The 22,644-nt window shown below is 72.4% G+C and carries 24 protein-coding genes; 20 read left to right on the top strand and 4 right to left on the bottom strand.

Annotated elements, in window-relative coordinates; translation table 11 throughout:
• From E1293_RS47690 to E1293_RS26250, 9 genes are all read left to right on the top strand, one after another.
• A partial coding sequence (locus E1293_RS47690; RefSeq protein ID WP_424923675.1) for a SecDF P1 head subdomain-containing protein occupies positions 1–615 on the top strand: 615 nt, incomplete at its 5' end.
• 118 nt (positions 616–733) lie between these two features.
• Entirely contained in the window at positions 734–1,627 is an 894-nt protein-coding gene (locus tag E1293_RS26285) for a segregation and condensation protein A (protein WP_243716561.1), read from the top strand.
• On the top strand, positions 1,620–2,195 hold the full coding sequence (gene scpB / locus E1293_RS26280; RefSeq protein ID WP_132200151.1) for an SMC-Scp complex subunit ScpB: 576 nt from the start codon (positions 1,620–1,622) through the stop codon (positions 2,193–2,195). The genes E1293_RS26285 and scpB overlap by 8 nt, the downstream gene beginning before the upstream one ends.
• Positions 2,192–2,923 (top strand): pseudouridine synthase, encoded by a 732-nt coding sequence (locus tag E1293_RS26275; RefSeq protein WP_132200150.1) that lies wholly within the window; start codon positions 2,192–2,194, stop codon positions 2,921–2,923. The genes scpB and E1293_RS26275 overlap by 4 nt, the downstream gene beginning before the upstream one ends.
• 29 nt (positions 2,924–2,952) lie before the next feature.
• Positions 2,953–3,315 (top strand): chorismate mutase, encoded by a 363-nt coding sequence (aroH, locus tag E1293_RS26270; protein ID WP_132200149.1) that lies wholly within the window; start codon positions 2,953–2,955, stop codon positions 3,313–3,315.
• Between the two features lie 161 nt (positions 3,316–3,476).
• The gene (locus E1293_RS26265; RefSeq protein ID WP_243716559.1) at positions 3,477–4,568 is read left to right on the top strand and encodes a prephenate dehydrogenase; all 1,092 of its coding nucleotides are present in this window, start codon (positions 3,477–3,479) and stop codon (positions 4,566–4,568) included.
• A 309-nt stretch (positions 4,569–4,877) separates the two neighbouring features.
• A complete protein-coding gene (cmk, locus tag E1293_RS26260) occupies positions 4,878–5,540 on the top strand; it encodes a (d)CMP kinase (RefSeq protein ID WP_132200148.1) in 663 nt (220 codons plus the stop codon).
• A gap of 3 nt (positions 5,541–5,543) precedes the next feature.
• A complete protein-coding gene (der, locus tag E1293_RS26255) occupies positions 5,544–6,929 on the top strand; it encodes a ribosome biogenesis GTPase Der (protein ID WP_132200147.1) in 1,386 nt (461 codons plus the stop codon).
• A 134-nt stretch (positions 6,930–7,063) separates the two neighbouring features.
• A complete protein-coding gene (locus tag E1293_RS26250) occupies positions 7,064–7,267 on the top strand; it encodes a hypothetical protein (protein ID WP_132200146.1) in 204 nt (67 codons plus the stop codon).
• Between the two features lie 39 nt (positions 7,268–7,306).
• Here the strand turns inward: E1293_RS26250 and E1293_RS26245 are convergent, their stop codons facing one another.
• Positions 7,307–7,900, bottom strand: a complete 594-nt coding sequence (locus tag E1293_RS26245) for a hypothetical protein (protein ID WP_132200145.1) — start codon at positions 7,898–7,900, stop codon at positions 7,307–7,309.
• 102 nt (positions 7,901–8,002) lie between these two features.
• On the opposite strand from E1293_RS26245, the gene E1293_RS26240 reads away from it, so the two are divergent.
• The gene (locus E1293_RS26240; protein ID WP_132200144.1) at positions 8,003–9,133 is read left to right on the top strand and encodes a nucleoside 2-deoxyribosyltransferase domain-containing protein; all 1,131 of its coding nucleotides are present in this window, start codon (positions 8,003–8,005) and stop codon (positions 9,131–9,133) included.
• 1 nt (position 9,134) lies between these two features.
• Here E1293_RS26240 and E1293_RS26235 read toward each other — a convergent pair whose 3' ends face one another.
• Positions 9,135–10,109: an alpha/beta hydrolase gene (locus E1293_RS26235; protein ID WP_132200143.1), complete on the bottom strand. Its 975-nt coding sequence runs from the start codon at positions 10,107–10,109 to the stop codon at positions 9,135–9,137.
• A gap of 169 nt (positions 10,110–10,278) precedes the next feature.
• On the opposite strand from E1293_RS26235, the gene E1293_RS26230 reads away from it, so the two are divergent.
• From E1293_RS26230 to soxR, 7 genes are all read left to right on the top strand, one after another.
• Entirely contained in the window at positions 10,279–10,686 is a 408-nt protein-coding gene (locus tag E1293_RS26230) for a TOBE domain-containing protein (protein WP_132200142.1), read from the top strand.
• A gap of 5 nt (positions 10,687–10,691) precedes the next feature.
• On the top strand, positions 10,692–11,477 hold the full coding sequence (modA, locus tag E1293_RS26225; RefSeq protein ID WP_424923677.1) for a molybdate ABC transporter substrate-binding protein: 786 nt from the start codon (positions 10,692–10,694) through the stop codon (positions 11,475–11,477).
• Positions 11,474–12,274: a molybdate ABC transporter permease subunit gene (gene modB, locus E1293_RS26220; protein ID WP_132200140.1), complete on the top strand. Its 801-nt coding sequence runs from the start codon at positions 11,474–11,476 to the stop codon at positions 12,272–12,274. The genes modA and modB overlap by 4 nt, the downstream gene beginning before the upstream one ends.
• The gene (locus E1293_RS26215) at positions 12,271–13,323 is read left to right on the top strand and encodes an ABC transporter ATP-binding protein (RefSeq protein WP_207939104.1); all 1,053 of its coding nucleotides are present in this window, start codon (positions 12,271–12,273) and stop codon (positions 13,321–13,323) included. Before modB ends, E1293_RS26215 begins: the two co-directional genes overlap by 4 nt.
• 177 nt (positions 13,324–13,500) lie before the next feature.
• Entirely contained in the window at positions 13,501–15,318 is a 1,818-nt protein-coding gene (locus E1293_RS26210) for a phosphoenolpyruvate carboxykinase (GTP) (protein WP_243716556.1), read from the top strand.
• Positions 15,319–15,482: 164 nt separating this feature from the next.
• Positions 15,483–16,067, top strand: coding sequence for an HdeD family acid-resistance protein (locus tag E1293_RS26205; RefSeq protein WP_132200138.1), 585 nt, complete (start codon positions 15,483–15,485; stop codon positions 16,065–16,067).
• 57 nt (positions 16,068–16,124) lie between these two features.
• The gene (soxR, locus tag E1293_RS26200; RefSeq protein ID WP_132200137.1) at positions 16,125–16,670 is read left to right on the top strand and encodes a redox-sensitive transcriptional activator SoxR; all 546 of its coding nucleotides are present in this window, start codon (positions 16,125–16,127) and stop codon (positions 16,668–16,670) included.
• Between the two features lie 4 nt (positions 16,671–16,674).
• Here the strand turns inward: soxR and E1293_RS26195 are convergent, their stop codons facing one another.
• Positions 16,675–19,071, bottom strand: a complete 2,397-nt coding sequence (locus tag E1293_RS26195; RefSeq protein WP_243716554.1) for a glycoside hydrolase family 65 protein — start codon at positions 19,069–19,071, stop codon at positions 16,675–16,677.
• On the bottom strand, positions 19,068–19,817 hold the full coding sequence (locus E1293_RS26190; protein WP_132200153.1) for an HAD family hydrolase: 750 nt from the start codon (positions 19,815–19,817) through the stop codon (positions 19,068–19,070). Before E1293_RS26190 ends, E1293_RS26195 begins: the two co-directional genes overlap by 4 nt.
• Positions 19,818–19,966: 149 nt before the next feature.
• On the opposite strand from E1293_RS26190, the gene gndA reads away from it, so the two are divergent.
• The 3 genes from gndA to E1293_RS26175 all read left to right on the top strand — a co-directional run bounded on the left by gndA (position 19,967) and on the right by E1293_RS26175 (position 22,607).
• On the top strand, positions 19,967–21,391 hold the full coding sequence (gene gndA, locus E1293_RS26185) for an NADP-dependent phosphogluconate dehydrogenase (RefSeq protein WP_132200136.1): 1,425 nt from the start codon (positions 19,967–19,969) through the stop codon (positions 21,389–21,391).
• 234 nt (positions 21,392–21,625) lie between these two features.
• Complete coding sequence (locus tag E1293_RS26180) at positions 21,626–21,892, top strand: hypothetical protein (protein ID WP_132200135.1); 267 nt, start codon at positions 21,626–21,628, stop codon at positions 21,890–21,892.
• A gap of 118 nt (positions 21,893–22,010) precedes the next feature.
• Positions 22,011–22,607: an HD domain-containing protein gene (locus E1293_RS26175; RefSeq protein ID WP_132200134.1), complete on the top strand. Its 597-nt coding sequence runs from the start codon at positions 22,011–22,013 to the stop codon at positions 22,605–22,607.
• Positions 22,608–22,644: the final 37 nt, after the last annotated feature.

The following is a 22,644-nucleotide window of genomic DNA, read 5'->3' as shown; positions in this document are numbered from 1 at the left end:
CCCTACGGCCCGCCGCCCGGCGCCCTGCCGCCGCCCACGCCCGCCCGCGGGCCGGGGGCGCTGGTCTTCGTGCTGATCGCCGCCACCGTCGTCGTGCTGCTGCTGATCGGCGGCGTCGGCGGCTACCTGGTGCTGCGCGACGGCGGGGGCGACGCGGAGGCGGGCTCGTCGGGCCCGGTCGACCTGCGCGTGCCGCTGACGTTCTCGCTGGTCTCCGAGGTGTCCCAGCCGCCGTGCGGCGGAACGGCCCAGGCCGCCGCCGACGGCTCGGAGTGCTACACGTTCGGGTCGGACACGTTGACCGTCAGGCGGCTGGAGCAGATCAAGGCGTCCGCGCCCGATCCGGCGCAGGGTGCCTCGGGCTGGACCGTGCAGCTGACGCTGACCTCGCAGGACACGCCGAAGTTCGGTGCGCTGACAGGGAAGGCGGCGCAGGCGTACGCGGGCCGGCAGCCGGCGAGCCGGATGGGCATGCTCGTGGGCGGGGCGCTCATCTCCGATCCGCCGCAGGTGATGCAGGCCATCACCGAAGGCCAGGTCCAGATCAGCGGAAGCGCGGACAAGTTCACCCAGGCCTACGTGCACGGCCTCGTCCGGCGGATGACCGGGGCCTAGCGCACCCCGGACGCGCCGTCACCGCTCGTGATCGCCCGTGGTGCGAGCGCCCGCCGCGCATGGGACGATGGGGCCGGTGAGCACAGCGCGGGAGGAGCCCTCCGCTACCGTGAGCGGCGTGGACGAGACGCCGCCGGACCCGGGGCAGCCCGATCCGGGGCAGGGGGCCGAGGAGGACGAGCACGGCTTCCGCGTCCACCTGGACAACTTCGAGGGCCCGTTCGACCTGCTGCTCGGCCTGATCTCCAAGCACAAGCTCGACATCACCGAGGTGTCGCTGCACAAGGTCACCGACGACTTCATCGCGCACATCCGCTCGCACGGCGCCGACTGGGACCTCGACCAGGCCAGCCACTTCCTGCTGGTCGCCGCGACGCTGCTGGACCTCAAGGCCGCACGGCTGCTGCCGTCCGGCGAGGTCGACGACGAGGACGACCTGGCCCTGCTGGAGGCCCGCGACCTGCTGTTCGCGCGGCTGCTGCAGTACCGGGCCTACAAGGAGGTCGCGCAGGTCATCGCCGGGCGCATCGCCGATGCGAGCCGCCGGTTCCCGCGCCTCGTGCCGATGGAGCCGAAGTTCGCGAACATGCTGCCGGAGGTGCTGCTCGGCCTCGGCCCGGACGAGTTCGCCCGGCTCGCCGCAAGGGCCCTCACGCCGAAGGCGCCGCCGTCGGTGTCGGTCGAGCACATGTACCAGCCGAAGGCCAGCGTCAAGGAGCAGGCCGCGATCGTCGTGGCACGGCTCCGCCGCCTGCGCAAGACCACGTTCCGCGTCCTCGCGTCCGACGCCGAGGGCACCTACGAGGTCGTCGCGCGATTCCTGGCGCTGCTGGAGCTGTACCGCGACCAGAGCGTCACGTTCGAGCAGCTGGAGCCCCTCGGCGAGCTGCACGTCACCTGGACCGGCACCGACGAGGGCGACGTCGAGGTCGGCGACGACTACGAGGGCGCCCCGAAGAAGGACGACGCCCGCGAGGGCGAGAAGACGAAGGACGAGGAAGCCGATGACTGAGGAACCCGGCGCGGACGTGCCGGAGCTCCCGGGGCTGCGCGCCTCGATCGAGGCGATCCTGCTGGTGGTGGACGAGCCCGTCACCGAGATCATGCTCGCGCAGCTGCTGGAGCGTCCCAGCGCGGAGGTCGCCGGGACGCTGCGGGAGCTGGCCGCGGAATACACCGAGCAGGGCCGCGGGTTCGATCTCAGGGAGGTCGTCGGCGGATGGCGGTTCTACACCCGGGACGTGTGCGCCCCGGTGGTGGAGCGGTTCGTCACCGACGGCCAGCAGGCGAAGCTGACCCAGGCCGCGCTGGAGACGCTCGCCGTCGTCGCCTACCGGCAGCCGGTGAGCCGGGCCCGCGTGTCGGCGATCCGCGGCGTCAACAGCGACGGCGTCATCCGGACGCTGACGCTGCGCGGCCTGATCGAGGACGCCGGCCAGGACCCGGAGTCCCAGGCGCACCTGTACCGGACCACCGGGTACTTCCTGGAGCGGCTCGGCCTGCGCGACATCGACGAGCTGCCCGAGCTCGCCCCCTACCTGCCCGATGACCTTCCAGACGACATTGTTGAGGATTCGTGAGTGAGAACGAGGGCGTGCGCCTGCAGAAGGTCTTGGCCGAGGCCGGGATCGGCAGCCGCCGCCACTGCGAGGAGCTGATCGGCGAGGGCCGCGTGACCGTCGACGGGAAGAAGGTCTTCCGGTTCGGCGAGCGCGTCGACCCGCGGCACGCCGTCATCCACGTGGACGGCAAGCGGGTCGAGACCCGGTCGGAGATGCGCTACTACGCGATCAACAAGCCGCGCGGCGTGGTGTCCACGATGTCGGACGAGCGGGGCCGCAAGTCCCTCGCCGACTACGTGGAGGTGCCCGAGCGGCTGTTCCACGTCGGGCGGCTCGACACCGACACCGAGGGCCTGATCCTGCTGACCAACGACGGGGAGCTGTCGCACCGGCTCACCCACCCGTCCTACGGCGTGTTCAAGACCTACCTGGCCGAGATCCACGGGCCGATCCCGCGCGACCTCGGCCGGCGGCTGAGGGCCGGGGTGACGCTGGACGACGGGCCGGCGAAGGCCGACAAGTTCCGGATCTTCGACCAGGTCGGCCGGCGGGTGCTGGTCGAGATCACCCTGCACGAGGGGCGCAAGCACATCGTCCGGCGGCTGCTGAAGGAGGTCGGGTTCCCCGTCCAGCAGCTGGCCCGCATAGAGTTCGGGCCGATCAAGCTGGGGCAGCTGCAGCCGGGCGGGATACGGGCGCTCACCGTCCACGAGGTCGGGGAACTGTACAAGTCCGTCGGGCTGTAGGGGACCGGACGCGAGAAGGGGAGGCGACAGTGGCGGTACGCGCGGTCCGTGGGGCGACGCAGATCGACGCCGACGACCGGGACCAGATCCTGGAGGCGACGGCTGAGCTCGTCTCCGCGGTGATGTTCCGCAACGAGCTGAGCACCGACGACGTCATCAGCGTCATCTTCACGGTGACGCCGGACCTGACCACGGAGTTCCCGGCGCTGGCCGCCCGCAAGCTCGGGTTCCACGACGTCCCGCTGCTGTGCGCGACGGAGATCGGCGTCCCCGGCGCGCTGCCGCGGGTGATCCGGCTGATGGCGCACATCGAGACCGGCCGTCCCCGCTCCGACGTCCAGCACGTGTACCTGCGCGGCGCGACGGCGCTGCGGCTCGACATCGCGCAGTAGCGCCCGAGCGGAGCGAGGCAGGGTGCGGGGCGCAATAGCGCCCGAGCGGAGCGAGGCAGGGTGCGGGGCGCAATAGCGCCCGAGCGGAGCGAGGCAGGGTGCGGGGCGCAATAGCGCCCGAGCGGAGCGAGGCAGGTGCGGGGCGCAGTAGGGTTTGCGGCGTGAGTGAGGACGTGGTGGCGCGGCGCATCGTCGTCGTCGGGACGGGGCTGATCGGTACGTCGATCGCCCTGGCGATGCGGGAGCGCGGCGCCGAGGTGCTGCTGACCGACCGGGATTCGGGGGCGCTGGCCCTGGCGGTGGAGCTGGGCGCCGGCGACGCGCTGCCGGACGGGGCGCAGGAGGGGCCCGCCGACCTGGCCGTGCTCGCGGTGCCGCCCGCGGCGGTCGCGGTGACGCTGCTGGACGCGCAGAAGCGCGGCCTCGCCACCGCCTACACCGATGTGGCGAGCGTGAAGGCGCTGCCGCTGGCGCAGGCCGCCGGGCTGGGCTGCGACCTGACGACGTTCGTGGCGGGGCATCCCCTGGCCGGCAGCGAGCGGTCGGGGCCGAGCGCGGCCCGCGCCGACCTGTTCCTCGGCCGCCCGTGGGCGCTGTGCGCGCCGCCGGAGGCGACGCCGGAGACCGCCGGGGTCGTCATGGGCCTGGTGAAGGCGTGCGGCGCGATGCCGGTGGAGGTGGACGCCGCCGAGCACGACCGGGCCGTCGCGCTCGTCTCGCACGCCCCGCACGTGGTGTCGGCCGCGGTCGCGGCCCGGCTGACCGGTGCCGACGAGGTGGCGCTGGGCCTGTCCGGGCAGGGCGTCCGGGACGTCACCCGGATCGCGGCGAGCGACCCGCGGCTGTGGATCGGGATCCTGGCGGCGAACTCGGCGCCGGTCGCGGACGTGCTGGAGGCGGTCGCGACCGACCTCGCGGTGGCCGCGTCGCTGCTGCGCGACGGCAGCGAGGAGGCGGCGACCCACGTCGCCGACCTGCTGCTGCGCGGGAACGCGGGCCGGTCCCGCATCCCCGGCAAGCACGGTGGCGACCAGCCCGCCTACGCGACCGTCCAGGTGGTCATCCCGGACCGTCCGGGCGAGCTGGCGATGATCTTCCAGGCGGCGGGGGTCGCGCAGGTCAACATCGAGGACGTGGTGATCGAGCATTCGCCGGGCCGCCCGCTGGGCGTGCTGGAGCTGGCGGTCGTCCCCGAGGCCGCCGAGCGCCTCGCCACCGAACTCCGCGCCCGCGGCTGGTCCGTCCCCGGCTGACCGGCGACTGGAGCGGAGCTTCAGCGGAGCGGAGGGCGTCGGTCAGCCTGCTCTTGCCGGGGGGTCTGGGGGGTCGTCCCCCCAGAGTGATACTGACCGGCGACTGGAGCGGAGGGCGTCGGTCAGCCTGCTCTTCCGGGGGTTGGGGGCCTCCCCCCAGAGAGATGCTGATCCGCTACCGGCTTGTGCGACCGGAACGGTGCCCGGGGGCCGGTAGCCTGGTTCGCTGGGGCTTGTTCGGGGGATTTTCTGCGCGTCCGCGCGGCGACGAGCGCCGCCCGCTTCGCGACGAACAGAGAGGGAGCGATCGTGTCGCTCGTCATCGCCATGGACGGCCCGTCCGGGTCGGGCAAGTCCAGCGCGTCCAAGGGCGTCGCCCGCGCGCTCGGGCTGCGCTACCTGGACACGGGCGCGATGTACCGCGCCATGACGTGGTGGATGCTGAACCAGGGCGTGCCCGTCGAGGACGGCGAGGCCGTCGCGGCCCGGGCCGCGGAGCCGGTGATCGTGTCCGGCACCGACCCGGACGGGCCGTCGATCGCGGTGGACGGGGCGGACGTGTCCGGCCCGATCCGCACCCGCGAGGTCACGAACGCGGTCAGCGCGGTCAGCTCCGTCCCGGCCGTCCGGTCCCGGCTCGTGGAGCTGCAGCGGGAGATCATCGGGTCCGGCGGCATCGTGGTGGAGGGGCGCGACATCGGCACGGTCGTCGCGCCGGACGCGCCGGTCAAGGTGTACCTGACGGCCAGCGCGCAGGCGCGCGCGGCGCGCCGCGCGAAGGACCTGGCCGCCGACCCCGGCGCGTCGGTGACGGTCACGCAGGCCGAGCAGGAGCGGCGGGACCGCCTCGACTCGACCCGCAAGGCGTCGCCGCTGACGAAGGCGGCGGGCGCGCAAGAGATCGACTCGACCCAACTGAGCCTCTCCGAGGTCGTCGAGGCGGTAGTCCGCCTCGCCAAAGAGCATGAGTGAGCAGTGAGCGACTACGAAATCGAAACGGTGGACGTCGTCGATGACGTCGACGCCGACGCGGCCCCCGCACCGGTCGTGGCCGTGGTGGGACGCCCGAACGTCGGCAAGTCCACCCTGGTCAACCGGATTCTCGGCCGCCGCGAGGCCGTCGTGGAGGACGTCCCGGGCGTGACCCGCGACCGGGTCGCCTACGACGCGGTGTGGAGCGGGCGCCGGTTCACCGTCGTCGACACCGGCGGCTGGCTGCCCGATTCGGCCGGCCTGGCGGCGGCGATCGCCGAGCAGGCGCGGCTGGCGGTCGACCTGGCCGACGTCGTGATGTTCGTGGTGGACGCGACGGTGGGCGCCACGGACGTCGACGAGGCCGTGGTGGAGATCCTGCGGCGGTCCGGCAAGCCGGTGGTGCTGGTGGCCAACAAGGTCGACGGCATGGCCGCCGAGTCCGACGCGGCGCTGCTGTGGTCGCTCGGCATCGGCGAGCCGCACCCGGTCAGCGCCCTGCACGGGCGCGGCAGCGGCGACCTGCTCGACGCGGTGCTGGACGCGCTGCCCGAGGAGCCCCCGGCGGAGACGTTCGGTGAGACGGGCGGGCCGCGCCGGGTGGCGCTGCTGGGCCGTCCGAACGTCGGCAAGTCGAGCCTGCTGAACAAGCTGGCGGGGGAGAACCGCGCCGTCGTGGACTCGGTGGCGGGCACGACCCGCGACCCGGTCGACGAGCTGATCGAGCTCGGCGGCAAGACGTGGCGGTTCATCGACACGGCCGGGATCCGGCGGCGGCACAAGGAGAACCAGGGCGCCGACTTCTACGCGACGCTGCGCACGCAGTCGGCGCTGGAGCGCGCCGAGGTCGCGGTGGTGCTGGTGGACGCCGACCAGCCGCTCGCCGAGCAGGACCTGCGGATCATCTCGATGGTGATCGAGTCGGGCCGCTCCCTGGTCATCGCCTACAACAAGTGGGACCTGCTGGACGAGGAGCGCCGCCACTACCTGGAGCGCGAGATCGACCGGCAGCTGCACAACGCGCGCTGGGCGCCACGGGTGAACATCTCCGCCAGGACCGGCCGGCACATGGAGAAGCTGGTGCCGGGCATCGAGACGGCGCTGGAGGGCTGGGGCACCCGCGTCCCGACGTCCAAGCTGAACCAGTTCTTCGCCGACCTGGTGAACTCCCATCCGCACCCGGTGCGGGGCGGCAAGCAGCCGCGCGTGCTGTTCGCGACGCAGGCGGGGGTGCGGCCGCCGCGGTTCGTACTGTTCACGTCCGGGTTCCTGGAGGAGGGCTACCGGCGGTTCATCGAGCGCCGGCTGCGGGAGGAGTTCGGGTTCGAGGGGACGCCGCTCGACATCGCCATGAAGATCCGCGAGAAGCGCGGCAAGGGCCGCAAGTAGCGGAAATATTCGGTGCGCGGCCCGGCCGGCATCTTTCCCCGGCGGGCCGAGGCATGGCAGTATGCACCTGCGGGTACGAGTAAGTCTTCCATTACTCGCTGTTCTCGTGGTGGACACATGTCGAGGGGTGCTACGTGAAGCTTCTGCTGCTCATCGTCGTCGCCGTCGTGTGCGTGGCGCTCAGCTTCGTGTGGCGGGAGCCGTGGATCGGCGGTGTCGGCCTGCTGGTCGCCTTCGTCGCCATGTTCACCGACCGCGACGACGTGCGGCTGGACGACGAGCGCGGCAGTTACGAGACCACCAAGAGCGTCCGCAGCATGCGCGGCCGCCGCCACTGAGCCGGTGGCCGCGGCCACCGGCTCAATGGTCGTACCGGCCTAGTGGTTGTAGCGGGTCTCGCCGGCGACGTGCTGGTCGGCGGGTGGCGGGGCGCCGGGGCCGGGCTGGTTCTCGCGCGCGTAGCGCCCGTAGACGAGCGGCTGCGTGGTGTTCGAGCCCTGATGTTCGGGCTCCTCCAGGTGCGCTCCCTCCCGGACGCCGACGACGGCGAACCGGCCCAGCGCGAGCGCCGCGAGGAACACGATGACGACGCCTAGCCCGGTGAATCCGGCGAGTTGCTCGGCGAGCCGCTGGCCCTCGCCCGTCCCGAGCGTGGCGCCGACGCCGGGAACGTCCCACAGCGTCGCGACGGACGTGCCGACGGCGAACCAGGCGCCGCCGAGCGCGGCCAGCCAGGCGCCGAACATCGCGAACGCGCGGTGCGCGCTGAACAGGACGATCAGCCCGCCCAGCACGGCCGCCGCACCGGGCGCGATGCTGAGCTGCAGTCGGTCGGTGTTGTAGACCCAGGTGTCGTCCGGCGCGAAGCCGAAGCTGAAGTACGGGCCGGCGAAGGGCAGCAGGCCGCCCCACAGGCCTAGCAGGATCAGCAGGAGTCCGCTGAATCCGCCCCGGGTACGTGGTACTCGCATGGTCCCAGTCATGATCATTCCTCCTGACCGGGCGGGTGATTCGGTTTGAATCACCCTTTACCCGAAGGAAGCCGGTCCACACGGCTGGAAGGGGCATGCCGCATGGAAACCGACGTCACCGTCGTCTACGCGCGTGAGGAGCCACCGGATCACTGGGACGCCGCCGTCTTCCTCGCCGGCCCCACGCCCCGATCGCCCGAGGTCGCGCCCTGGCGGCCCGACGCGGTCGCCGAACTGCGCGCCAGCTGGCAGGCCGGGCGACTCGCGGTGTTCGTCCCCGAGCCCCGGCACGACCGCTACGCCGACTACGACGGCCAGGTCGAGTGGGAGGAGCGGTGCCTGCACCTGGCCGACGAGGTCGTCTTCTGGGTTCCGCGTGACATCGAGACCATGCCCGCGTTCACCACGAACGTCGAGTGGGGGATGTGGCACGACAGCGGCCGCGTGGTGTTCGGGGCGCCCCCGGACGCGCCGCGCAACCGCTACCTGCTGCATTACGCCGCGAAGTCCGGCGTGCCCGTGGCGGCCGACCTGCCGGGGACGGTCGCGGCGGCGCTCGACCGGATCGGCGCGGGCGCTCCCCGGGCCGGCGGCGAGCGGGAGGTCCCGCTGCTGCTCTGGCGGGACGAGGCGTTCCAGGGCTGGTACGCAGGGCAGCGGGACGCCGGCAACGTCCTGCTCGGCGCGCGGGTGGTGTTCCGGTTCGGCGTGTGCTGGGGCCTGCACGTCCGCGTGCACGTGACCGCCGAGGGGCGGGTCAAGGACAACGAGGTCGTCATCGGCCGTCCCGGCATCTCGGCCGTCGTCCTGTACCGGCGCGGGCCGAGCCTCGACGAGACGGAGGTCGTGCTCGTCCGGGAGTTCCGCAGCCCTTGCCGGGACGGTCTCGTCCACGAGCTGCCGGGCGGTTCGGGGACGGGCGGCCCGTTCGAGGTCGCGCTCGCGGAGGTCGCCGAAGAGACCGGGCTGCCCCTGGAACCCGGGCGGCTGCGCGCACACGGGGCGCGGCAGGTGAACGCCACGCTGTCCACGCACCGGGCCCACTTGTTCTCCGCCGAGATCACCGCCGGGGAGGCGGCGCGGCTCCGGACGGCGTCCGGGCCGTACGGGCTCGCGGCCGACGGCGAGCGCACCTACGTCGAGGTGACCGCGTTCGGGCGGATCAGGCGCGAGCGGCTCGTGGACGCGGCGAACCTCGGCATGATCGCCGAGGTGCTGCTGGAGGCGTACTGACTCAGGGCTTCACGGCGCCGCGGACGAAGGCGCCGAGCGCGGCGATCGCGGCGCGCGACTCCGGCAGGTAGGGCCCGAACATCTGGAACACGTGCAGCTGCCGGTCCCACACCTGCAGCGTCACCGGGACCCCGGCCTCCGCGAGCCGCCGCGCCATCAGCTCGGAGTCGCAGTACAGCAGCTCCGTCGACCCCGCCGTCAGCAGCACCGGCGGGAGGCCCGCGAGGTCGGCGCGGACCGGCGAGACCGCCGGGTCGGTGAGGTCGAGATGGCCCAGGTAGCCCTCGACGAGGCGTTCCAGCAGCGCCCCGGGATCGGACGGGTCGAGGCCCATGTTGGCGTGCGCGAGCTTGCTCGCCAGGTCCATGTCGAGCATGGGGGACAGGGCCGCGAGCGCGGCCGGCATCGGCAGGCCCTCGTCGCGGGCGCGCAGCGCGGTCGCGAACGTCAGGTGGCCGCCCGCCGAGTCGCCCATGATCACGATGTTCGCGGGGTCGATGCCGCGGTCCTCCAGCAGCCACCGGTAGGCGGTGACGCAGTCCTCGACCTCCCGCTCGAACGGGACGGCCGGGATCATCCGGTAGTCCACCGACAGCGCCGCGATGCCGGACGCGGCGCTGAACGAGGAGATCATCCGGCGGTGCGTGTTCAGCCCGCAGGAGATCCAGCCGCCGCCGTGCAGGTAGAGGATCGCCTTGCCGCGCGGCGGGGCGGCGCCGGGCCCGCGCACCCACTCCGCGCCGAAGCCGTCGAACCGGACCCGCTGCACGCGGATGCGCCGCGGTGTGCCGGCCCGCCCGGCGAGCCGGTCGAGGAAGGCGGCGCGGCGCAGCGCCCGGTCGTCGAACGGCCGGGCCGCGAACCGGGCGAGGCCGGGCCGGACCAGCCGCCGGACCCCGGCCGAGACCGCCCGGGAGCGCAGGCTCGCCGTCCCGTGCCGTTCGATCACCAGGGTCGCGGGGCCTTGCTGGGTCACGGATCCTCCTCGCGGACGCGGATGTAAGTAGATGGTGACATTCGCGGCGAGTAGAGCGGAAGGCGGGTGGCGGGAAACGCATCGGCGAGGCTGAGCGTGTGATCGGCTCGCAAGTTCGGGTCATCTAGCGCTCTTCCCCTCGCAAATGCGACTGACTAGGCTGGGCCGCGTGACGACGTTCAGGATCAGCGAGGCCGCCGCGCTGCTCGGGGTCAGCGCGGACACCGTCCGCCGCTGGGTGGACGGCGGGCGGCTCCCCGCGTCCCGGGACGAGCACGGCCACCGCCGGGTGCCGGGCGCCGACCTCGCCGCCTTCGTGCGCGACCAGGCGCGCGGGAACGGCGCGTCCGACCAGGCCGACCGGTTCTCCTCGGCGCGCAACCGGCTGCGCGGGATCGTCACCGAGGTCGTCCGGGACGGGGTGATGGCGCAGGTGGAGATCCAGGCCGGCCCGTTCCGGGTCGTGTCGCTGATGAGCCGCGAGGCGGCGGACGAGCTCGGCCTGGAGCCGGGCGTGGTCGCCGACGCCGTCGTGAAGTCGACGAACGTCGTCGTCGAGGTGCCCGACCAGGGCTGAGGAGGATCGTGTTCAAGCGCACTGCGGTGACGGTGACCCTGCTGCTCGCGGCCCTGGCGGGCTGCGGCGACGTCGACGACGGCCCCTCCGGGGCGGGCAAGGGGGAGGACGGCGGCGGCAAGACGCTGACGGTGTTCGCGGCGGCCTCCCTCACCGAGACGTTCACCTCGCTCGGGAAGACGTTCGAGAGCGCGCACCCCGGCGTGAAGGTCAGGTTCAACTTCGGCGGCAGCTCGACCCTCGCGCAGCAGATCACCCAGGGCGCCCCGGCCGACGTGTTCGCCTCGGCGAGCCCCGCCACGATGAAGACCGTCACCGACGCCGGGGACGCGTCCGGGCAGCCGCAGGTGTTCACAAAGAACCGCCTGGTCATCGCCATTCCCGAGGACAACCCGGGCAAGGTCGCGAAGGTGTCCGACCTGTCCAGGCCCGGGCTGAAGGTCGTCCTGTGCGCCGTCCAGGTGCCCTGCGGCGCCGCCGCGAAGACGGCGCTCGGCGCGGCCGGTGTCGAGGTCGAGCCCGTATCGCGGGAGAAGGACGTCAAGGCCGTCCTCACCAAGGTCACGCTCGGGGAGGCCGACGCCGGGCTCGTCTACCGCACCGACGCCAAGGCGGCGGGCGGCAAGGTCACCGGGATCGAGTTCCCGGAGGCGGCGAAGGCCATCAACGACTATCCGATCGCCGAGGTCGCCAAGGCGCCGCAGAGCGCGCTGGCCAAGGAGTTCATCCAGCTCGTGCGGGGTGCACAGGGCAAGGCGGCGCTGGGGCGGGCGGGCTTCGAGGCGCCATGAGCCCACCGGACCGGCTGCCGGGGCGGCCGCCGTGGGTACTGCTGGTGCCCGCGCTGGCCGGGCTCGCGTTCCTGGTGCTGCCGCTGATCGGACTGCTCGTCCGGGCGCCGTGGTCGACGCTCGGCACCCGCCTCGTGCAGGGGCAGGTGCTGGACGCGCTGCGGCTCTCCCTGATCACCGCGACCCTCGCGACCTGCCTGTGCCTGGTGCTCGGCGTCCCGCTGGCCTGGACGCTCGCCCGGGTCCGGTTCCCGGGCGTCCGGATCGTCCGGGCCCTGGTGACCGTGCCGCTGGTGCTTCCGCCGGTCGTCGGCGGTGTCGCGCTGCTGCTCGTGCTCGGACGGCGCGGGCTGATCGGCGGATGGCTGGACGGCACGTTCGGGATCACGTTCCCGTTCACCACCGCCGGGGTCGTCCTGGCCGAGGCGTTCGTGGCGATGCCGTTCCTGGTCATCAGCGTGGAGGGCGCGCTGCGGGCCGCCGACCTGCGCTACGAGGAGGCCGCCGCCACCCTCGGCGCCGGCCGCTGGACGATCTTCCGGCGGGTGACGCTGCCGCTCGTCGCGCCCGGCGTCGCGGCCGGGGCGATCCTGTGCTGGGCGCGGGCGCTCGGCGAGTTCGGCGCGACGATCACGTTCGCGGGCAACTTCCCCGGCCGGACGCAGACGATGCCGCTCGCCGTGTACCTGGCGCTGGAGACCGACCCGCAGGCCGCGATCGTCCTCAGCATCGTCATGCTCGCCGTCTCCGTCGTCGTCCTGGCCGCGCTGCGGGACCGCTGGGTCGGGAACACGTGAGCGACGCTGGCGGACTGGACGCGCGGCTGGTCGTGCGGCGTGCCGCGTTCGACCTCGACCTCGCGCTCACGGCCGCGCCCGGCGAGGTCGTGGCGCTGCTCGGCCCGAACGGCGCCGGCAAGAGCACCGCGCTGCGCGCCCTGGCCGGGCTCGTCCCGATGGCGGGCGGGCACGTCCGGGTGGACGGCGACGATCTGCGCCCGCTGCCGCCCGACCGCCGCGGCATCGGCATGGTCTTCCAGGACTACCTGCTGTTTCCGCACCTCAGCGTGCTGGAGAACGTCGCGTTCGGGCCGCGCTGCCAGGGCGCCGGCCGCCGCGCCGCGCGCCGGGCCGCCGCCGAGTGGCTGGAGCGGGTCGGGATCGCCGAGTACGCGTCCGCCCGCCCGCGGGCCCTGTCGGGCGGGCAGGCGCAGCGCGTCGCGCTCGCCCGCGCGCTGGCCGTCGACCCCGGGCTGCTCCTGCTGGACGAGCCGCTCGCCGCCCTCGACGCCCACACGAAGCTGGAGATCCGGGCCGCGCTCCGCCGCCACCTCGCCGGGTTCGCGGGCGCCGCCGTGCTGGTCACCCACGACCCGCTGGACGCGATGGTGCTGGCCGACCGCATCGTCGTGATCGAGCACGGCCGGCTCGTCCAGGACGGGACGCCGGCGGACGTCGCCCGCCGCCCCCGCACCGACTACGTGGCGCGGCTCGTCGGGCTGAACCTGTACCGCGGGCGGGCCGAGGCGGGCATCGTCACGATCGGGGACGGCGCCGCCACGCTCGACAGTGTGGACTCACTCGAGGGTGAGGTCTTCCTGGCCTTCGCGCCATCTTCGGTGGCGCTGTACCGGACGCGTCCCGACGGCAGCCCCCGAAATCTGTGGCGCGCCCGCGTCGCCGCGATCGAGCGGCACGGCGACCGGGTCCGGGTGCGGCTGGCCGGGCCGCCTTTCGACGCCGTCGCGGACGTGACCCCGGCGTCCGTCGCGGAGCTCCAATTGTCGGAGGGCAGCCCGATATGGGCGGCCGTCAAGGCCACCGAGACTCACGTTTACCCAGCTTGAACCCCTCCACCTCGGGTAAGGGGCGTGCCCGGCCGGGGGTGCCCCGTACCGGTGATATCAATCACAAAAGCGGCCAGGAAGGCCCAGAAGCCGACGGGATTGGTCCAGACCAAATGGCAAAAACGACGGGTCTTGTTCATCATGCAAACATCCTGCGAACAGCTGAAGGAGTTGCCCGTGTCCTACCAGGTCCCCGGCCTCGACCAGGCCCCTACCGGCCACCCCGAACTGATTGAGTGGGTACGCGGGATCGCCGAGCTGACCAAGCCCGACCGCGTCGAGTGGTGCGACGGCTCGGACGCCGAATGGGAGCGGCTGACGGGCCTCCTCGTCGAGCAGGGCACGCTCACGCGCCTCGACCCGGCCAAACGGCCGAACAGCTTCCACGCGGCGTCCGACCCGACCGACGTCGCCCGCGTCGAGGACCGCACGTTCATCTGCTCCGAGAAGGAGTCCGACGCCGGCCCCACCAACAACTGGGTCGCGCCGGCCGAGATGAAGCAGACCCTGGACGGCCTCTTCGACGGCTGCATGAAGGGCCGCACCATGTACGTGGTGCCGTTCTGCATGGGCCCGCTCGGCGGCCAGATCTCCCAGCTCGGCGTCGAGATCACCGACTCCGCCTACGTCGCGGTGTCGATGAAGGTCATGACGCGGATGGGCGAGGGCGCGCTGCGGCTCATCGAGGAGCGCGGGACGTTCGTCAAGGCCGTCCACTCCGTCGGCGCCCCGCTGGAGCCGGGCCAGGCCGACGTGAAGTGGCCGTGCAACTCCACCAAATACATCACGCACTTTCCCGAGACCCGGGAGATCTGGTCCTACGGGTCCGGATATGGCGGCAACGCGCTGCTCGGCAAGAAGTGCTACGCGCTGCGGATCGCCTCGACGATGGCGCGCGACGAGGGCTGGATGGCCGAGCACATGCTCGTGCTGAAGCTGACCCCGCCCACCGGTGAGACCCGCTACGTCGCCGCCGCGTTCCCGTCGGCGTGCGGCAAGACCAACCTCGCCATGCTGGAGCCGACCATCCCGGGCTGGAAGGTCGAGACGATCGGCGACGACATCGCCTGGATGCGGTTCGGCGACGACGGCCGCCTCTACGCCATCAACCCGGAGGCCGGGTTCTTCGGCGTCGCGCCCGGCACCGGCGCGAGCACCAACGCCAACGCCGTGAAGACGCTCTGGGGCAACAGCATCTTCACCAACGTCGCGCTCACCGACGACGGCGACGTGTGGTGGGAGGGCCTGACCGACGAGCCCCCCGCGCACCTCACCGACTGGAAGGGCAACGACTGGACCCCCGGGTCGGAGACTCCGGCGGCCCACCCGAACGCCCGCTTCACCACCCCGGCCGGGCAGTGCCCGATCATCGCCGACGAGTGGGAGGACCCGAAGGGCGTCCCGATCTCGGCGATCCTGTTCGGCGGCCGGCGCGCGTCCGCCGTCCCGCTCGTCACCGAGTCGTTCGACTGGCAGCAGGGCGTGTTCCTCGGCGCCAACGTCGCGTCCGAGAAGACCGCCGCCGCCGAGGGCTCGGTCGGCGAGCTGCGCCGCGACCCGTTCGCGATGCTGCCGTTCTGCGGTTACAACATGGGCGACTACTTCGGCCACTGGCTGGAGATCGGCAAGGCCACCGACGCCGAGAGGCTGCCGCGGATCTACTACGTCAACTGGTTCCGCAAGAACGCCGGCGGCAAGTTCGTGTGGCCCGGCTTCGGCGAGAACAGCCGCGTGCTGAAGTGGATCGTCGAGCGGCTCAACGGCAAGGCCGACGCCGTCAAGTCCCCGATCGGGCACCTGCCGACCAAGGAGGCGCTCGACACCGACGGTCTGAACCTCGACGACGCCGACCTGGACATGCTCCTGTCGGTCGACACCGGGGTGTGGAAGCAGGAGGCCGCCCTCGTGCCGGAGTTCTTCGAGAAGTTCGGCGACCACACGCCCAAGGCGCTGTGGGACGAGTACCACGACCTGGTGCGCCGCCTGGAGCACTGACCCGCACGCCGCCACGCGCCCGCTTCCCGGCTCCGCGCCGCCGGGGAGCGGGCGCGTGGCATTCCTGCCTTCTGTCGAATTTGCCCAGTTTGGGGGTGGTGTTGGGCATCCCCGCAGCCCCGCGCGGCAAGCAGTGGGATAGGCCCGAGCCACGGGAGGCAGGCATGTTCGAGCTGATGACCCGGCACTGGTGGGTCCTCGCGCTGCGCGGCGCGTTCGCGATCCTGTTCGGCATCGCCGCCTGGGTGTGGCCGGGCATCACCGTCTGGGCGCTGGTCGTGCTCTTCGGCGCCTACGCGCTGGTGGACGGCGTGATAGCGCTCGCGGAGGCGTTCCGCGGCACGACCGGAGGGCCGCGCGGCCTGCTCGTGCTGTCCGGCGCCGCCGGCATCGCGCTCGGCATCGTGGCGCTGGTGTGGCCGGGCATCACCGCGTTCGTGCTGCTGATGCTCATCGCCGCCTGGGCGGTCGCCACCGGCGTCCTGGAGATCGTCGTCGCGATCGCGCTGCGCAAGGAGCTGCGCGGCGAGTGGGTGTACGTCCTGACCGGCGCCATCTCGCTGATCTTCGGGATCCTGCTGTTCGCGTGGCCGGTGTCCGGCGCGGTCGCGATCGTCTGGCTGATCGGGCTGTTCTCGATCCTGTTCGGCGCGGCCATGCTCGGCGTCGCGTTCCGGCTGCGCAAGGTCGGCGAGCAGGCGCGGCGGGCGGGACACGGCATGGGCGGCGCCACGACCGCCCACCGCTGACCGCGGCCCCGGGCCCGGCGACCTCGACCATGCTTGAGGCCGCATAGGATGCGGTCCATGACGCGGCTGGAGCACCGGGTGCACGAACTGACCGTCGGGCAGCTGGCCGAGCGGAGCGGCGTGGCCGTCTCGGCGCTGCACTTCTACGAGTCCAAGGGCCTGATCAGCAGCCGCCGGACGGCGGGCAACCAGCGCCGGTTCAGCCGCGACACCCTCCGCCGCGTCTCGTTCATCAAGGTCTCGCAGCGCGTCGGCATCCCGCTCAGCGACATCCGCGACGCGCTCGCCACCCTTCCCGAGGAGCGGACCCCCACGGTGGCGGACTGGGCCCGGCTCTCGGAGACGTGGCGCAGCGACCTCGACGACCGCATCCGGCAGCTCGAACGGCTGCGCGACGACCTCACCGACTGCATCGGCTGCGGCTGCCTGTCGATCAACAAGTGCGCCCTCGCCAACCCCTACGACCGGCTCGGCGACGAAGGACCCGGGCCGCGCCGGCTGCTCGTCGGGCACGGCGGCGACGACGGGGCGTCCCGTCTCCAGGACGCCCCGCCGGACGGCACGCCGCACCCGGACTGCTGCCCGAGCGGCGGCACCGCCTAGCAGGTCAGCGGCGGCGCGGGTCGCGGTGCGGGTCGATACGGCGCGGTGCCGGCTCCCGGCCGGCCGGCTGGGTCGGCGCCGGGCGCGCCGCGATCTGCTCGATCGGCAGCTCCACGGGCTCGTCGCCCAGCGAGAACTCCTCGCCGTGGTGCCACAGCTTCAGGCCGGGGCCGTCCAGCAGCTCGTAGGAGGCGTCCTCCGACGTCACCGTCACCTTGATCAGGCTGCCCCGGTACCGCATCCGGAACGCCACCCGGCCCAGCCCGCCGGGCAGCCGCGGCGCGAACCGGAGCCGGCCCCTGCCCGCCCGCATCCCGCCGAACCCGGCGACGAGCCCGCTCCACGCGCCCGCCATCGACGCGATGTGCAGCCCGTCGCGGGTGTTGTGGTTCAGGTCGTGCAGGTCCATCAGCGCGGTCTCGCCGAGATAGTCGTGCGCCAGCTCCAGCTGGCCGACCTCCGCGGCGACGACGGCCTGCGTCTGCGCCGACAGCGACGAGTCCCGGACGGTCAGGCCCTCGTAGTAGGCGAAGTCGCGTTCCTTCTGCTCCTCGGTGAACGCGTCCCCGCACAGGTGCAGGGCGAGGACGAGGTCCGCCTGCTTGACGACCTGCTTCCGGTAGAGGTCGAAGTAGGGGTAGTTCAGCAGCAGCGGATAGTGGTCGGGCTTCGTGGCCGCGAAGTCCCAGCGGGCGTGGTTGGTGAAGCTCTCGCTCTGCGGGTGGACGCCCAGCCGGTCGTCGTAGGGGATGAGCATGGCCGCCGCCGCGTCCCGCCACGACGCGGCCTCCTCGGCGTTGACGCCGAGCCGGGCGGCGCCGTCCGGGTGCCGCATGGCCATCTCGGCGGCCTCCTGGAGGTTCCGGCGCGCCATGAGGTTGGTGTAGACGTTGTTGTCGACGACCGCGCTGTACTCGTCGGGGCCGGTGACCCCGTCGATGCGGAACACGCCGCCGACGTCGTGGTGGCCGAGGCTCCGCCACAGCCGGGCCGTCTGCACCAGGATGTCGAGCCCGATCTCCCGCTCGAACTGCTCGTCCTCGGTGGCGTCCACGTACCGGACGACGGCGTCGGAGATGTCGGCGTTGATGTGGAACGCGGCGGTCCCGGCGGGCCAGTAGCCCGAGCATTCATGGCCGCGGATCGTCCGCCAGGGGAACGTAGCGCCGCCCAGCCCGAGCTGATTGGCGCGCTCCACGGCGAGGGGCAGCGTCATGTGCCGCCAGGCGAGCGCGTCCGCCGCGGCCCCTGGAGACGTGTAGGTCAGCACGGGCATCACGAACGTCTCGGTGTCCCAGAACGTGTGCCCGTCGTAGCCCGGGCCCGTCAGCCCCTTGGCCGGGATCATGCGGCGCTCCGCGCGCGCCCCCGCCTGCAGGACGTGGAACAGCCCGAACCGGATCGCCTGCTGGATCTCGGCGTCGCCGTCGACCTCGATGTCGGCGCCCTCCCAGAAGGCGTCGAGGTACTCGCGCTGCTCGTCCAGCAGGCCGTCGAAGCCGGTCTGCCGGGCGCCCGCCAGCGCCCCGACCACCTGGTCGTGCAGCGCCGGGCGGGACCGCTGGCTCGACCACCCGTACGCGACGTACTTGACGATGCGCAGCCGCTGGCCCGGCTCCAGGCGCGTCGCGACCGTCAGCCGGCCGACGTCCTTGGAGGACTCGGTGTCGATCGCCATCGACTTCGGGCCCTCGATGTCGTGCGACATCCCGGCCGCCATCCGCAGCCCGCTCTGCCGGGTCCGGTGCAGCAGCAGGACCTTCTTGCCGTTGGCGACGTGCTCCTCGCCGACCAAGGGGCTGGCGAGGATCGCGGACGCGCGCGGGTCCTTGCCGCCGCCGGGCAGCGCCTCGTTGGCCACCAGCTCCGACTGCGCGACCACGCGGACCGCCGCGTCCACCGGCTCGACCTCGTAGCAGATCGCCGCGATGGCCCGCTGGGTCAGCGACACCAGCCGGGTCGAGGTGACCTTGATCGTCCGGTCGGCGGGGGAGGTCCACTCGACCTGCCGGGTGAGCGTGCCCGCCCGCATGTCCAGGATCCGCTCGTGGTGGTGGAGGCGGCCGTAGCGGACGTCGAACGGCTCGTCGTCCACCAGCAGCCGGATCACCTTGCCGTTGGTGACGTTGATGACCGTCTGGCCCGACTCGGGATAGCCGTAGGCGGTCTCGGCGTGCGGCAGCGGGCGCTGCTCGTAGAAGCTGTTCAGGTACGTGCCGGGCAGCCCGTGCGGCTCGCCCTCGTCCAGGTTGCCGCGCAGGCCGAGATGGCCGTTGGACAGGGCGAACACCGACTCGCTCTGCGCCAGCCGGTCCAGCCGCAGCTCCGGCTCCCGGACGCACCAGGGCTCCACCATGAACACCGGCCGGTCGACGGCGCTCTGGCCCTCCGGGTCGTTCACTCGTTCTCCATCAGCTCGGAAAGGTCGTTGACCACGACGTCGGCGCCGTGCTCGGCGAGCGACTTCGCGTGCGCGTCGCCGACGCGGTTGACGCCGACCACATAGGCGAACCCGCCGGCCCGCCCCGCCTCGACGCCGGCGAGCGCGTCCTCGAAGACGACGGCCTTCGCCGCCGGGAGGCCGAGTTCCCGCGCCCCCTCCAGGAACATGTCGGGCGCGGGCTTGCCGGGCAGGTTCCGCTCGGCCGCGACCACCCCGTCCACGCGCGCGTCGAACAGGCCGGTGATGCCGACCGTCCGCAGGACCTGGACGGTGTTGGCGCTGGAGGACACCACGGCCGTCTTCAGCCCGGCCTCGCGCGCCGCCCGGACGTAGTCGATCGACCCGTCGAACGTCTCGACGCCCTTCTCCTCGATCAGCGTGAGGACGAGGGCGTTCTTGCGGTTCCCGAGACCCCGGATCGTCTCGTTCTCGGGCGGGTCGTCCGGATCGCCCTCCGGCAGGGTGATGCCGCGCGACTCCAGGAACGAGCGCGTGCCGTCCTCGCGCTTCTTGCCGTCCACGTACCGGCCGTAGTCGCGCACCGGGTCGAACTCGGTGAACGGCTCACCGGTCCGCCCGGCCCGCTCGCGGAGGTAGCCGTCGAACATCTCCTTCCACGCCGCGGCGTGGACCGAAGCCGTCCGGGTCAGCACCCCGTCGAGATCGAAGAGACACGCCGCCGCCTCGTCCGGCAGTCCCAGCATCCGCACCCCCCTGGAGAATGACACCATCGGAATGATCCCCGACCGCTTCCCGTTCGCGCAGCCGAACACGGGGTCCGGCCGCTCGAACGGGCGGATCATGATCCGCGTACAACCCTTGGTCAGGGTCGCACACGAGGAGGAATGAGCCAATGCAGAAGGCGCGAATCGGCGTCACCGGGCTTGCGGTGATGGGCCGGAACCTGGCCCGCAACCTCGCCCGGCACGGGCATCCCGTCGCCGTGCACAACCGCACCGCCGCCCGGACGAAGGCGCTCGTGGAGGAGTTCGGCGACGAGGGGACCTTCCTCCCGGCCGAGACCGCCGAGCGGTTCGTGGCGTCCCTGGAGCGGCCCCGGCGCCTGGTGATCATGGTGAAGGCGGGCGGGCCGACCGACGCCGTCATCGACGAGTTCGCCCCGCTGCTGGAGCCCGGCGACATGATCGTCGACGGCGGCAACGCCAACTTCGCCGACACCCGCCGCCGCGAGGCCGCGCTCCGCGAACGCGGCCTCCACTTCGTCGGCACCGGCATCTCCGGCGGCGAGGAAGGGGCCCTGCACGGCCCGAGCATCATGCCCGGCGGCTCCGCCGAGTCCTACGAGGCCCTCGGCCCCCTCCTGGAGGACATCTCCGCCAAGGTGGACGGGACGCCCTGCTGCACCCACGTCGGCCCCGACGGCGCCGGGCACTTCGTGAAGATGGTGCACAACGGCATCGAGTACGCCGACATGCAGCTGATCGCCGAGTCCTACGACCTGCTGCGGCACGCCGCCGGCCTCGCGCCCGCCGAGATCGCCGAGGTGTTCCGCACCTGGAACACCGGCCGCCTCGGCTCCTACCTCATCGAGATCACCGCCGAGGTCCTCGCGCACACCGACGCCGCCACCGGCAAGCCGTTCGTGGACGTCGTCCTCGACCAGGCCGAGCAGAAGGGCACCGGGCGCTGGACCGTCCAGACCGCCCTCGACCTCGGCGTCCCCGTCGGCGGCATCGCCGAGGCCGTCTTCGCCCGCTCCGTCTCCGGCCACGCCGCCCTCCGCGAGGCCGCCCGGGGCCTGCCGGGCCCGTCCCGCAGCGCCATCGCCGACTCGGGCTTCGCCGACTCCGTCGAGAAGGCCCTCTACGCGTCCAAGATCGTCGCCTACGCGCAGGGGTTCCACGAGATCCAGGCGGGCAGCGCCGAGTACGGCTGGAACATCGACCTCGGCGCGATGGCCGCCATCTGGCGCGGCGGCTGCATCATCCGCGCCCGCTTCCTGGACCGCATCCGCGCCGCCTACGCGGCCGACCCGCGCACGCCGACCCTGCTGACCGACGACCACTTCGCCGAGGCCGTCGGCGACGCCCAGGACGCCTGGCGCGACGTGGTCGCCGCCGCCGCCCGCCTCGGCATCCCGGCGCCCGGCTTCTCCACGGCTCTGGCCTACTACGACTCGCTGCGCGCCGACCGCCTGCCGGCCGCGCTCACCCAGGGCCAGCGCGACTTCTTCGGCGCCCACACCTACCGCCGAGTCGACCGCGAAGGCTCCTACCACACCCTCTGGGGCGCCGACCGCACCGAAACAACCACCTAACCCACCACCGCCCCCGTTTCCGTGCAGGATCGGGGTTCCCGCCCTTCGGCCCTAGGAACGCCTAAGGGGGCCCTAGGGGCACCCCAGGGAGGTCGCCGGAGGGTGGGGTGATTTGGAGGTGGTTCGTTGTGGCTAAACGTGATCGAATGACGACCGAGAGTCCTCTGGGCGTGTCAGGTTGAGGTGTCGCTCTCCGGCGAACACAGGACCAGGAGGAGAGATAGCATGCCCGTCATGTCGCCCAAGCCCCTCGAACAGGTCACCCTCGGTGACCTGGTCACCAAGGAAGACCTTAAGGACCTGGTCACCAAGGACGACCTCGCGAGGGAACTCGGCTTGGTCAGGCAGGAGTTCAGAGGCGAGCTGGGCTCGCTCAGGGGCGAGCTGGGCTCGGCCGTCAACCTGCTCATGGGCGAGTTGGGCAAGATGGCCGCTCGCCAGGAGGAGATGGCCGGGACGCTCGCCCGCCTGGTCGCCAAGTCCGAGGGTGTGACGCAGTAGCAGCACTGACATGACCGTGCCCCCAGGACCGTTTCCTGGGGGCACGGTCGCGTCCGGGGCCAGCCTTTTGCTGCCGCGTGGTCCGTTGTGGACGGGCGTGCCTGCGTAGGGTCGTGGGGTGGAGATTCCGGGTGACGGGGAGATTCGGGCGCTGCATGAGAAGTACGCGCCGGGGTCTGAGGCGTTCGAGGTCGTGTGGACGCACTGCGTGATCGTGTGCGAGATCGCCGAGCAGATCATGGACAGGACGGGGCTCGGGGTCGACGCGGATCTCGTGCGGGCCGGGTGCCTGCTGCATGACATCGGCGTCTACCGGCTGTACGGCACGTCCGGCGAGATCGATCACAAGGGGTACGTCCGGCACGGGGTCCTCGGGCACGCGATCCTCCAGGACGAGGGGTTCCCCGAGGAGATCTGCCGGTTCTGCTCCCATCACACCGGGGTCGGGCTGACACGCGGCGACGTCGAGCGGCAGGGGCTTCCGCTGCCGGTCGCCGACTACCTGGCCGAGAGCGGCGAGGAGCGGCTCGTCATGTACGCCGACAAGTTCCACAGCAAGACCGATCCGCCGACGTTCGTGTCGGCGGACTCGTATGCCGTGAACGTGCGGCGGTACGGCGAGGACAAGGTCGCGGTGTTCGAGGCGATGCGCGCGTCCTTTGGTGAGCCCGAACTCGCGGCCCTGGCGGGCGAATACGGTCACGCGCTGGTGTAGTCCCGACACGCCGTGCGGCGCGGGGAGTGGGGGAAGG

The sequence above is a fragment of the Actinomadura darangshiensis genome (assembly GCF_004349235.1).
Lineage (GTDB): Bacteria > Actinomycetota > Actinomycetes > Streptosporangiales > Streptosporangiaceae > Spirillospora > Spirillospora darangshiensis.
The sequence above is the reverse complement of the archived record's forward strand: the minus strand, read 5'-3'. Positions and strand labels throughout refer to the sequence as shown.

Coding starts and splice junctions, on each gene's coding strand:
- scpB (WP_132200151.1), top strand. CDS start 1,620: ATGACTGAGGAACCCGGCGCGGACGTGCCGGAGCTCCCGGGGCTGCGC.
- E1293_RS26245 (WP_132200145.1), bottom strand. CDS start 7,900: ATGCGAGTACCACGTACCCGGGGCGGATTCAGCGGACTCCTGCTGATC.
- E1293_RS26240 (WP_132200144.1), top strand. CDS start 8,003: ATGGAAACCGACGTCACCGTCGTCTACGCGCGTGAGGAGCCACCGGAT.
- modB (WP_132200140.1), top strand. CDS start 11,474: ATGAGCCCACCGGACCGGCTGCCGGGGCGGCCGCCGTGGGTACTGCTG.
- E1293_RS26205 (WP_132200138.1), top strand. CDS start 15,483: ATGTTCGAGCTGATGACCCGGCACTGGTGGGTCCTCGCGCTGCGCGGC.
- soxR (WP_132200137.1), top strand. CDS start 16,125: ATGACGCGGCTGGAGCACCGGGTGCACGAACTGACCGTCGGGCAGCTG.
- E1293_RS26190 (WP_132200153.1), bottom strand. CDS start 19,817: ATGCTGGGACTGCCGGACGAGGCGGCGGCGTGTCTCTTCGATCTCGAC.
- gndA (WP_132200136.1), top strand. CDS start 19,967: ATGCAGAAGGCGCGAATCGGCGTCACCGGGCTTGCGGTGATGGGCCGG.
- E1293_RS26180 (WP_132200135.1), top strand. CDS start 21,626: ATGTCGCCCAAGCCCCTCGAACAGGTCACCCTCGGTGACCTGGTCACC.